The following is an 11331-nucleotide window of genomic DNA, read 5'->3' as shown; positions in this document are numbered from 1 at the left end:
CCGGCTTCCCTTCCAGGCTGAGCCTTTCGAGCAGCAACTGCAATCACCCCATCTATTCGATCACCACCAACCAGGAAGCCATTCGAGCGCTCTTCCGCGGATGAATCGCTATGTGGGTAACCTCCCGCCGATGCCGGGCGGGTTTCCAGATTATCCCGCGCCGGTCGTGTGCAATGCCGGCGCCGAACGCGAGCTCGTCTTGATGCGCTGGGGCATGCCGCCACCGCCGCGGACCGGCGGACCGCCGGTGACCAACATCCGCAACACCTCTTCGCCGCACTGGTGGGGTTGGCTGAAGCCGGAAAACCGTTGCCTGGTGCCATTCAATAGCTTCGCGGAATATGCGCCGGAGCCGAACCCGGACACCAAGAAAAAGGACGTCGTTTGGTTCGCGATTAACAATGATCGGCCGCTGACCTGCTTCGCTGGGATCTGGACCGAATTCAAGGGCCAGCGCGAGACGAAATCAAATCCGATTCCTGGTCCGCATAACGTCTACGGCTTTCTCACCACGACTTCGAATGCTGTCGTCGTGCCAATCCATCCCAAGGCCATGCCGGTCATTTTGCTAACAGACGAGGAGCGCGACGTCTGGATGCGTGCGCCGTGGGGCGAGGCCAAGGCGCTGCAGCGGCCGTTGCCTGATGACGCGATCAGGATCGTCGCTCGAGGCGCTGACAAGGATGACAAGGCCGCCGCATGAAATACACCGATGCCCGCCCCTGTGCCGACCCGGAAAAAGCTGCGCGCCGGATCCTCGAGATAGCAAACGCGGTCGAGCCGGTTCAAAGCCGCATCCATATTGAAAAGGTCAACGAGTCGTTCTTGAAGGACAAGGGCACGCCGGCGGAGTATGGCGCCGGGCTGAATCTCGCGATCGAGCGCGGCTCGCTCAAGATGCACGAATCCGGGACCTTCGTGACCTTCACGCCAGCCGGCGCCGAGCTGTTCGCTTGAGCATCTAATGTCTGACGTACATCTCGAGGCGTCTCGGCATTGAGACCTAGATAAGCAGGTCATCCGCGCCATGCACGCTCAGGAGCTTCACAACACTGCCGCCACTCAGCGTCAATACGGTGTCGAGTACGCCGTCCTCATTGACGTCATGTTCGCCAACCTTTTGGACCGACGCTCCATGCTCGAGCCGGATTCGATCGAGGCCGAGTTCGAAGTCGGTGACAATATCCTTGTCGCCGCCTTTCCCGAAAACGAAAGTGTCGGCATCAGCGCCGCCACTGAGGCAATCGTTTCCCTTGCCTCCGGCAACGAGATCCTCACCGTCTCCTCCGCTCAGGCGATCGTTTCCAGCGCCACCATATAGACCGTCATTCCCTCCAGCCCCTTTTAAGGTGTCGTTGCCCCGTCCAGTCCTGAAAACGTCATTTCCTGCAAACCCAGAACTGAAGTCGTCCCAACGGCTCTCCGTCTGGTGGCTAGTGGAGAGGCCCATGTCTTGCATGATGGCAAGGTCGATGTTGTCGACATAGTATCGCTGGCCGAAGAAGAAACCCGCATTCCCCTGCATCAAGGCAAGATCGAGCTGGTCGGCGGATTCGTGACCGTAATGTGTGTACGTATTCTCGTCCGCGTCGAAGCCTGAGAGAGGCACGGGCCCGCCGTAAAGCTGTTCGACGGCCGCGCCCGCAAAGAACGGGAGCCCGCCCTCGAAGGTGACGTGGCTATCATAGACACTGGCGGTCGTCCCGGTGAGTTCACCGTTCTTTTCGCCGAACCCATTCATCCCGAGAACATGGCCGAACTCGTGCATGAATAGGCTAACGCCGTCGTTCTTGTCCAAGGGGACGGGAAGGTTTCTGGAAAACGGCCTCGGATCGAGCCAGATGAAGTTGGACAGGTATTCTGCCCCAACAGTTATAAACGCGTCAGGAGCATCGCCATTGAGATCGATTCCGGTAAGCAACTCATGCTGAACGCCTTCCCTGACCAGCATTTTGCCGTCGAATTCGCCGATTGTAATATTTGTCGCGCTGGCGGAGGCTGCCCCGAAGTCAGCCCTCGGATCGATGATCAACTGCACATCGACTGACCCGGCGCCGCTGATATAGCGCGCCCAATTCGCAATGGCTGCATCGAGGTTCTTGAGGAGAGCCTTTTGCTGACCGGCAGCCAGATTATCTGGATCGCTGATCTGGATTGAATAATCAAAACCGAGCGCCATGACCACCTCCCTAAAATTGAACAATTGACCCGGCCGCCGGCATCGCACCACTCGCACCGAGCCGGTATTCGAGCTTGGGCCAGCCGCGCGCGTCGGTCTATACGGAAGGGCGCATAGTCCGCGCGTCTGAAGGGGCTGATGCAAAAAACGACGTTGCTTCCACTGAACGGTCCCAAGTCAACTCTGCCGACCCCCAGGAGCTGCGCCGGCCGCGGTATCGTTTTCGCGCGCGCCGGCTCCAATCGTGGAGCGAGCCCGGATTATCTCGGCGCCGTTGACGCGCTCGCCGGCCGAGATTCTGTCCTCGAACTTCCGGCGCTCGTCCTCCGACGTTGCCAAGGAAGCCAACTCCGCGAGAACGCGCCAGCCCACTTTGCGGAAAATCTCAGGCCGGTCACCATATCGCCGAGCAACGCGCATCATCTCGGCGACCTCGAGGGGATTGTCGAGCCCGAACTGCTTACGAACAGCCCACCCGAATTGCTTATTGCCCGGAGTTACGTCGCGCAGCGCCGCAAGCTTGCGGCCGAGCTCCATCTTCCTTTCGACGACACACGACACGAGCGCCCGACGCTCAAGCTTCGACCGGGCTGCGAGCGTTGCGTGGTACGATCAGCGCTCAATTTCTTGAGATAAGAGGAGTGAGGAGTTTGCGCAACCGTCTGACGTCATGACGGCTTCTTCGCGAGCATGCTCTCACTCGCTTCCAAAGTGGACATTGGCCGGCTTGCCGAACGTCCCATTAATCCAGAGTCAGGCGCGCGAGCAATTGAGCCGCGCCAGTTAGCAGGTCTGGCTGAGGTCTCCTTTCGGAGTTTCGGGAACCATGTTCTGGTCGGTCAAGGTCTACGTATCAGCAAACGCTCGCAGATGCGGACCTATCTCGGCGACCGTGCCGCACGACGCGATGTCTCAGGCCCTGTCGGAAGAAGCCTGCGAGTGCGGCTATGACGCTGCGACTTCTGAAATGTTGCGGATCGCGTCGGCGTCGGTTGCTGCCAAATATGTGGCTGCCTGCGCGCGATAAAGCTTTCATCCTTTCGCAATCTCATCTCTAAAGCGCCACAGAGCGGGCTCCCGATCTCAAGCCTGCATGCCTTCGCAGAGGCGTCCGGAATTCCACAGCTCGGAAATCAGGGAGACGGACATGCAACTCATTCGATCAGACCTCGATTTCATTCTCGCGCAAATTCGATTCGCCGAAACCGGCGCTCCTTTGGAGGACCCTTCTCTTCCGTTCGGGCTGCGGACGGTTGACGGCACGAACAACAGCGTGGTGCCAGGCCAGTCGGACTTCGGCGCCGCGGATCGGGTGTTCCCGCGGATGACTGATCCTGTGTTCCGCGAAGCGGATCTCGGAACGTCCTACTCCCAGACCAAAGATACAGTGATCGACGCCCACCCGCGGATCATCAGCAATCTGATTGCCGACCAGAATGCGAACAGCAACCCGGCGGCCGCCGCAGTCGACAGCGATGGCGACGGGGTTATTCCGAACGTGGATTCCGATGGCGCGGCGCCGTTCAATCAGTGGTTCACGTTCTTCGGCCAGTTCTTCGACCATGGCCTGGATCTGGTGAACAAGGGCGACAGCGGGACAGTGTTTATCCCACTGCAGCCGGACGACCCTCTCTACGTTGAAGGCAGCCCGACCAATTTCATGGTGTTGACGCGTGCGACCAACCTGGCCGGGGCAGACGGGATCGTGGGGACTTCGGACGATGTCCACGAGCACACGAACCAGACGACACCGTTCATCGATCAGAACCAGACGTACACGTCGCATCCGTCACACCAGGTTTTTCTGCGCGAGTACATGCTTGACGCCAACGGCAATCCGGTGGCAACCGGGCGTCTGCTCGAAGGCGCCGATGGCGGCCTGGCAACATGGGCTGACGTCAAGGCGCAAGCGCGGGAGCTGCTCGGCATCGACCTGACCGATGTCGATGTGACCAACATTCCCTTGGCGGCAACCGACTCTTATGGGCGCTTCCTGGCCGGAGCTCATGGATACGCCCAACTCGTGATGCCCGGCGTTGATGGCGTTGCGGGCACGCCCGACGACATCTTGATAGAAGGCAACCCCGCCAATCCCATCAGCACCACGGGGGCGGTCCGCACCGGACACGCCTTTCTGAATGACATTGCCCATGATGCTCTTCCGACCGGCAAGGTCGCGGACGGCGACACGGAGGTCAGCCTCTCGAACCTTGACGGGTCGGATACGAGCGGCAACTACGACAATGAGTTGCTCGATGCCCACTACGTCACCGGCGACGGACGCGGCAATGAGAATATCGGCTTGACCGCTGTTCACCACGTTTTCCACGCGGAACATAACCGGCTGATCGGGCACCTGAAGGAGGTGATCCTGGCCGAAGTGGACACCGATCCAGCATTCGTGAGTCAGTGGCTGAAGCCGGGAGCCGATATCTCCGACGGCATCCAGGAGAGTGACTGGAATGGCGAGCACCTGTTCCAAGCCGCCAGATTTGCGACCGAGATGCAGTACCAGCATCTCGTCTTCGAGGACTTTGCACGTAGCATCCAGCCGAACATCGATGAATTCGAGGCGCACGATGTCACCATCGATCCCGCGATCACGGCCGAGTTCGCGCACACGGTCTATCGGTTCGGGCATTCGCTGCTGCGCGAGACTGTTGACCGTCTAGATGCCGACGGCAACGTGGTAGACGCCAATGCCGAAATGGCCGGCGATCAGCAGCTCAGCCTGATTGATGCCTTCCTCAACCCGCTCGCCTATGCGGAGCGTGGCGCCGACGGCGATGCTGCAGCGGAAATTGTGCGCGGAGCAACGGGCGAGGTCGCCAACGACGTTGATGAATTCGTTACCGGCGCGCTGCGCAACAATCTTCTCGGTTTGCCTCTGGATCTTGCGACTATAAACCTCGCGCGCGGCCGAGACACCGGCGTGGCACCGCTCAATAGCGTCCGCGAGCAGTTCTACACAGCAACCGGAGATCCCGATCTCAAGCCGTATGCGAGTTGGGCGGAATTCGGGGGCGGCATCAAGCACCCAGAGTCTCTTGTCAACTTCATTGCAGCATACGGCCTTCACCCGTTGCTCGCTGATGCCGACACGGTAGCGGAGAAACGTGTCGCTGCCGTCACGCTCGTCTATGGGACGGAGGATGACCCGACCACGGAGGTAGACGAGAGCGTTGGCCCGGACACTGATTTTCTCAACGGCACTGGAGCCTTTGCCGGTGTCGAGACTGGTCTCAATGACGTTGATCTGTGGATCGGTGGCCTGGCGGAGAGGCCGCTGGCGTCGGGCGGGCTACTGGGCTCGACCTTCAACTTCGTATTCGAGACTCAGATGGAAAATTTGCAGAATGGTGACCGCTTTTACTATCTGTCGCGGTTGGAAGGTACAAATTTCCTGAATCAGCTCGAGGGCACCTCATTCTCCGAGCTGGTGATGCGCAACACTGATACCTCGCACCTTCCGTTCGACGTCTTCGCGGCGCCCACCTACACGATCGAAGCCGGTGACCCTTCAACCTATCCGGTCGACGCTGCCGGAAATCCATTGGTGATGACCAACCACGGAGGCAAGCTAGGATTTCTTGGCAACGATCACGTCGTGATCGGCGGCACCGATCGGACGGACATGATTCAGTCCGGCGCCGGGAACGATACGCTCTGGGGCGATGGTGGCAACGATGTCCTCGACGGTGCCCTAGGCAACGATGCTGTGATCGGTGGCGACGGCAACGACTGCCTTACGGGCGGCGATGGCGACGACTTCGTCAACGGCGCCGCCGGAAACGACAAGGTATGGGGCGGCGCAGGCTCCGATCTTCTCGTCGGCCTGGAGGGCCGCGACCACATCAAGGCCGGCGATGGCGATGACGAGGTCTTCGGGGGCCTCGGCAATGATCAGATCTTTGGAGGCGCCGGCAACGACGAACTGCTGGGGAACGAGGGCGATGACTGGATGAAGGGCGGACAGGGCGACGACCACCTAATCGGCGATAACGGCAATCCGTTCGGCGAGCCGCTCCCGGACACGGACACGGCCCTGTTCTCGGGCAGCGCAAAGAACTACACGATCAATCAGAATGCCGATGGATCAATCATGGTCACCGACAATGTCGGTGCCGAGGGGACGGACACGCTGCAGAATATCGAACGCCTGCAATTTTCGGATAAGATGATTTTGACAGACGGCTCAGCTGAAGTGAACGACGGTTTCGGTGCCGATACCTTTGTGTTCAACCTTGACTCTCTCAAGGGTAAACACAACACCGCAACCATCACTGATTTCGGTCCCAAGGTGGACAAGCTGCAACTTCTGAACGACGATTACGTCAAAGTATCTTCCGACCATCACGACGGAACGCTGCAAGTCGGCAACGACACCATCGACTTGCTGGACGTAAAGCCGAATGAATTGCACCATCGAGGCTGGACATAAGACCAAATGCTGCGCCAGTTTCAGTTGGACGGCGCAGCACCTCGCAATTGATGAGACGACGGGCCGTTTTCTCTTAACCGGGAACCAATCGTCTCGCGTTACCTTGCTGCAATGATCACAGTCTCACAATGCCTTGTTCGATAATGCCCGCGGTGGCTCATTCGCGTTGTTCTAGACTACGCGGGCCTATTCCGGCCTGACCGATAAGCAGACCTTTCACGGGCGATTGGCTTATCTAGAACAGGCGTCAAAGCGCTCATCTGATCGGATGGGCATGGCCCTCGCCTTCCTTGCCAACGTCTGGCTTTCTTGCCATCGGCGGCGATTACGACACGCGCCTCTATGACCTCGACATCAGTCAGTTTCCTCGCGTCAGATATGGCCCGCGCGATTCCAGCCAGTAGAGGCCGGCTGCGAAATGAACGGTTCGACTGGGACAAGCTCGGTCATGGTCTCGCGCTCGGCGACCGCGGGGCGATGCTTCAATGTCTCGAGCGCGGCCACTGCCGACAGGCCTTCGCGGGGATCCCAGACCAGACCCGGCCCATCTGGGGGCCGGACGATCCACGCCCGTGCCCTCCGATATGATGAACCCGACCGCTCCTTGGGCACGGCGGCGGTAGTACCGCGCGACGTCTTCGGTCGGAATTCCGCCCGGAGAGAACGAGCGCGTCATCGGCGCCATCACGACCCGGTTCGGCAAGTTCAGCCCTTTCAGCTTGAAAGGCCGGAAGAGTACGTCGCTGGACATTCGGGCTCCTTGATTCAGCTGGTGGCTTTGAGGGCTCAGATCGCCCGCATTGCACTTCAAAAGGCATGTTCACTCTTGCTCGGCGCTGAGTACGTTTCCGAACTGCTCCCAGGAACTGCCGGTCCAGCGCTGCAACTGAAGCTGCGTGTACGCCATGCTGCTTTCCAGGCCCGTGTTGATCGTAACGCCCGGTACCAGAGTCGGCAGCGACAGCTCGCGTATGCTCCGCGATTGCTTGACGATGTTCTCGCGCGAGAGATCGTCACCGCACTGCTTGAGCACCTGCTCCAGGATCTGTCCTTGCTGCGTACCGAACAGATAGTTGGCATCGCCGATGTCGGCACCCGGCAGGTATTTCGCGAAATGGTCGCGGTACCACTTGATGCCGGGATCATCGGCCCACTTCTTGTCGCCCGGATCCTTGAAGATTGTCGCGGCGACGATGCCCACAGCTTTCTCCGGCCCCGCGGGGACGATAGTTGAAGAGACTGAACTCGACACCAAATTGATCAGGAACAGCGGCTTCCAACCGATCTCGTCGACCTTCTTGATGGCTTGGGCCGCGAATTTCGGCGTGCCGGCGACCAGGAACGCCTCTGCGCCAGACGATTTCAATTTCACCACGTGGGAATCGATCGTCGGCTCGGTCACTTCGTACGAGGACGCTACAACCTTCTTGTCGAAGTCGCCTTTCAGGTAGCCTTTGAATGCATTGACGAAGTCCTTACCCAAATCGTCGTTCTGATATAGGATCGCAATCTTTGCGTCCGGCCGGGCCTGGATGATGTACTTCGCGTAGATTCGCCCTTCCGTGTCATAGCTGGGCAACCCCGTGGTGGTCATCGGAAATTCAGAGAAGTTCGTGAATTTCGTGACGCCGCTTACCACAAAAAGATGCGGCACCTTCTTGGCGTTGACGTACTTTATGGTGGCGCTGATGCCGGGCGTACCCAGCGGACCAAACAGAAATGCCACCTCGTCGCTTTCGATAAGCTTTCTGGTCTGCTCGACTGTCTTGGGCGGGCTGTAGGCATCGTCGTAGGTGATGAGGTTTATCTTCCGGCCATTGATGCCGCCGCGATCGTTGATCGAATTGATGTAGGCGATCAGACCCTTTCCGGTATTGCTGAGCGGCGATGCGGGACCACTAAACGGGAATGTAGCCCCAACCTTCACTTCGGCGCTCGTGACGCCGGGCGTTTCCGCACGCGCAGGCGCGCCGGCAATCGTCACGCCAATCGCGACCGCTATTATAGACTTCCTGAACATCGACTTCTCCCTAATCCGGCGACGGATTGCGTCGCGCACTATTCGTTCAATTTCCTTGCGGTCGGGCATGCGATGATTCAGCCCGCGGCTACCGCATCCGACGCCTTCGCAACCCCTCGTTCGATCGCCATCTCCCGCAGCTTGTGTTTGAGTATCTTGCCGGTGGAGGCCGAGGGCAGAGCGTCGAGCACGATTAGTTCGGTCGGGCGCTTGTACGAAGTGAGCTGTTGGGCCGTGTACGCCTTCAGGTCTTCGGCGCTAACGCTGGCGCCCGGCAGAAGCTGCACGAATGCGACGACCTCCTCGTTGCCATCAACCGGTCGTCCCACCACCGCTGATTGGACGACCTGGTCGTGCGCATTCAGCACCGCCTCCACCTCAGCAGGGTAAACGTTGAAGCCGGAGCGGATGATGAGTTCTTTGGTTCGGCCAGCGATGTAGAGATGGCCCTCGCCGTTGACCCGGGCGAGATCCCCTGTATTAAACCATCCCTGGTTATCGATCGCCGCGACCGTCTGCTCGGGAGCGCGATAGTAGCCGAGCATCACGTTGGGGCCTCGGACGTGCAACTCGCCCACTTCGCCGGTCGCCACCTTCTTGCCCTGTCTGTCCACGATCCGGTGCTCGATACCGGGAAGAAAGGGGCCGACCGATTCGTCTGAGACGGGGTGTTCTGAACGGACACCCGATAGGCCGGGCGAACATTCGGTTATGCCGTAATTGTTCAATAGCGGGATTCCGAATTCGTCCTCGATCCGCTTCTTGAGATCGAGGTCGAGGGGAGCGCCGGCGACGGCCATGACCCGCAGGCTGCCCCGTTCGAGCCGTTGAATGCCCTTGACCGCCTTGTGTTCGAGCAGACGCTGATATGTGGCAGGTACACCGAACAGGCTCGTAATCCCCTCCTCGGCGATGGCATGGGCAAGCGCAGCTGGATCGGCCTTGGCCACAACATACAATGTGCCGCCGTGCATCAGCGTGGCGATCAGCAGAATCGAATACCCGACGATGTGGGACATCGGCAGCACGCCATAAACGCGGTCGGCCGGGCCGCTTTGGCGAAGGATTCCCGAAGTCTTTGCCGTAAAGAGCAGGTTGCGGTGGCTCAGCATGACTCCCTTCGGTGCACCAGTCGTACCCGAAGTGTAGAGAAGGCCCGCGACCTGGCGGGCGCCATCCTTCTCGACGGGCTCCGCTTCTGCATCCGCATTGAGAGGACCAATGCCGATTCCACCGAATGGCCCCACGGCGCCGATTTTAGCACCGACGCGGCTGGCGTGATCGGCGGCTTCCTTCGAAAGTGCCGAGTTGAACAGCACGCGCCTGGCGCCGCTGTGCGTGCCGATTAGGTCGATCTCCCTGGCCGAGAGGCGGGGATTAACCGCAATGCCCCATGCGTCGAGCTTGCTGGCCGCGAAGAGCATCGCTCCCAGAGCCACGCTGTTCTCGCTCGCAATCATCACGCGATCGCCGGGCCTGACCCCGAGATCGGCGAGATCCTTCGCCGCGGCGTCGACAGCCTCCGAGAACTGCCGGTAGCTCCACGAACGCCCCCCTTCAACGAAGGCCGGATGACCCGGGATGTCCCGCACGAACGGCGCGTAGACCTCGTGCACCCTGCACGGCAGGCCGTCCAGCAATTCGGCCGCAGTGATATCGTCCACGCTCCGCATGCCATCCTCCCTGTGCCCTCTTTTCGGGAGCGCTGCGCGGCCCCCTTAAACGGGCAGGTCCGCTTCTTCATGTCGATCGGCAGGTCGAGTAAATAGTTCTAAAATAGAACTGTCAAGCTGGGTGACCGTCTATTCCTTTTAATGGACATGGTTATGTCGGTGGTGCGTCGCTAATTCCTATTTGGAATTCGACGTCACGACGCAAGTCGTTCGGATAGATCCGTGGGATAAGGCTCGCTTGTGGCACACGCCCGCGAAAGCGGCAGAGCCGTGCCATCTGAAGCGACAGCTTTCCGCTCATGATAAAGCGCGTCAGCGTTCGACGGGAAGAACCCGAGCCGGCGATGGAAGTGGCGCGAGCGTGAGACGTCTCAAGTGGACCGACGCTGGCGATGTGTATGCAGGACAGGTTTCCGCATCACTCATTCAACCGTTACAGGGAGCATGCGTTTAGCTGGCGATCTTCAGGAGCGTGGTGTGGCTGAGAGACGCCTTCAATTGAACCTCCATGTTGCTTGCCCCAACCTCGAAGCGAAAGCAGTACAGGCCCGAGGCTCTGGCCGAAGGTAGAGATTTCATATTCCACCTTCGGAGGAATCTGCGGATAGGCATGGCGCACGATCACGCCATCGGCCTCTAGTTCGCGCAACTGAAGGGTCAATATCCTCTGCGTGGCGTTAGGGATGGCTCGGGACAGCTCCATGAACCGTTTCTTGCCGGCGAAGAGATGAAACAGGATCAGCGGCTTCCACATGCCGCCAATGACGGACAGTGTCACCCCGACCGCGCATCCGCTTTTGGCGTCAAACCTTCTTGGACGCATGGTCACCTCCATAAATGATAGTATCAGCTATGACAGCACGAAGGGCACTAGTCTGGGGTCCGTAGAGCGTGAAGCCTATTCCATGGCGCCGAAAGTCCCGGTCACACAGGCCCCGTTTACGTCTTCGGATGTATCCATCGACGCCATTGAACAGCTCTTGATTTACGTATTCATATCACATGACGACCGTAATAC

At 59.4% G+C, this 11331-nt stretch carries 7 protein-coding genes and 2 pseudogenes; 3 read left to right on the top strand and 6 right to left on the bottom strand.

The window, feature by feature from the left end:
* Nucleotides 1-17 precede the first annotated feature (17 nt).
* Together KJQ96_RS34340 and KJQ96_RS34335 are read left to right on the top strand one after the other, a co-directional pair.
* Nucleotides 18-703, top strand: a pseudogene (locus KJQ96_RS34340) (SOS response-associated peptidase family protein).
* Nucleotides 700-957: a hypothetical protein gene (locus tag KJQ96_RS34335; protein ID WP_213290670.1), complete on the top strand. Its 258-nt coding sequence runs from the start codon at nt 700-702 to the stop codon at nt 955-957. The pseudogene KJQ96_RS34340 and the gene KJQ96_RS34335 overlap by 4 nt, the downstream one beginning before the upstream one ends.
* A 46-nt stretch (nt 958-1003) precedes the next feature.
* Here the strand turns inward: KJQ96_RS34335 and KJQ96_RS41685 are convergent, their stop codons facing one another.
* Nucleotides 1004-2179: a hypothetical protein gene (locus tag KJQ96_RS41685; RefSeq protein ID WP_213290669.1), complete on the bottom strand. Its 1176-nt coding sequence runs from the start codon at nt 2177-2179 to the stop codon at nt 1004-1006.
* A gap of 177 nt (nt 2180-2356) precedes the next feature.
* On the bottom strand, nt 2357-2716 hold the full coding sequence (locus tag KJQ96_RS34325) for a hypothetical protein (protein WP_213290668.1): 360 nt from the start codon (nt 2714-2716) through the stop codon (nt 2357-2359).
* Between the two features lie 610 nt (nt 2717-3326).
* On the opposite strand from KJQ96_RS34325, the gene KJQ96_RS34320 reads away from it, so the two are divergent.
* Nucleotides 3327-6620, top strand: a complete 3294-nt coding sequence (locus KJQ96_RS34320) for a peroxidase family protein (protein WP_213290667.1) — start codon at nt 3327-3329, stop codon at nt 6618-6620.
* Between the two features lie 547 nt (nt 6621-7167).
* On the opposite strand, the pseudogene KJQ96_RS40740 reads toward KJQ96_RS34320, so the two are convergent.
* From KJQ96_RS40740 to KJQ96_RS34300, 4 genes and pseudogenes are all read right to left on the bottom strand, one after another.
* Nucleotides 7168-7371, bottom strand: a pseudogene (locus tag KJQ96_RS40740) (12-oxophytodienoate reductase); the annotation flags it as partial.
* Between the two features lie 69 nt (nt 7372-7440).
* On the bottom strand, nt 7441-8640 hold the full coding sequence (locus tag KJQ96_RS34310) for an ABC transporter substrate-binding protein (RefSeq protein WP_213290672.1): 1200 nt from the start codon (nt 8638-8640) through the stop codon (nt 7441-7443).
* A gap of 77 nt (nt 8641-8717) precedes the next feature.
* Nucleotides 8718-10280 (bottom strand): AMP-binding protein, encoded by a 1563-nt coding sequence (locus tag KJQ96_RS34305; RefSeq protein WP_309142512.1) that lies wholly within the window; start codon nt 10278-10280, stop codon nt 8718-8720.
* Between the two features lie 466 nt (nt 10281-10746).
* Nucleotides 10747-11091, bottom strand: coding sequence for a helix-turn-helix domain-containing protein (locus KJQ96_RS34300; protein ID WP_309142511.1), 345 nt, complete (start codon nt 11089-11091; stop codon nt 10747-10749).
* Nucleotides 11092-11331 lie beyond the last annotated feature (240 nt).

Source organism: Bradyrhizobium sp. sGM-13, from assembly GCF_018398875.1.
Lineage (GTDB): Bacteria > Pseudomonadota > Alphaproteobacteria > Rhizobiales > Xanthobacteraceae > Bradyrhizobium.
This window is presented reverse-complemented; position numbering and strand designations above follow the sequence as displayed.

Excerpts from the sequence above, each read along its gene's own strand:
- KJQ96_RS34335 (WP_213290670.1), top strand. The coding sequence starts at position 700 with ATGAAATACACCGATGCCCGCCCCTGTGCCGACCCGGAAAAAGCTGCG.
- KJQ96_RS41685 (WP_213290669.1), bottom strand. The coding sequence starts at position 2,179 with ATGGCGCTCGGTTTTGATTATTCAATCCAGATCAGCGATCCAGATAAT.
- KJQ96_RS34325 (WP_213290668.1), bottom strand. The coding sequence starts at position 2,716 with ATGGAGCTCGGCCGCAAGCTTGCGGCGCTGCGCGACGTAACTCCGGGC.
- KJQ96_RS34320 (WP_213290667.1), top strand. The coding sequence starts at position 3,327 with ATGCAACTCATTCGATCAGACCTCGATTTCATTCTCGCGCAAATTCGA.
- KJQ96_RS34310 (WP_213290672.1), bottom strand. The coding sequence starts at position 8,640 with ATGTTCAGGAAGTCTATAATAGCGGTCGCGATTGGCGTGACGATTGCC.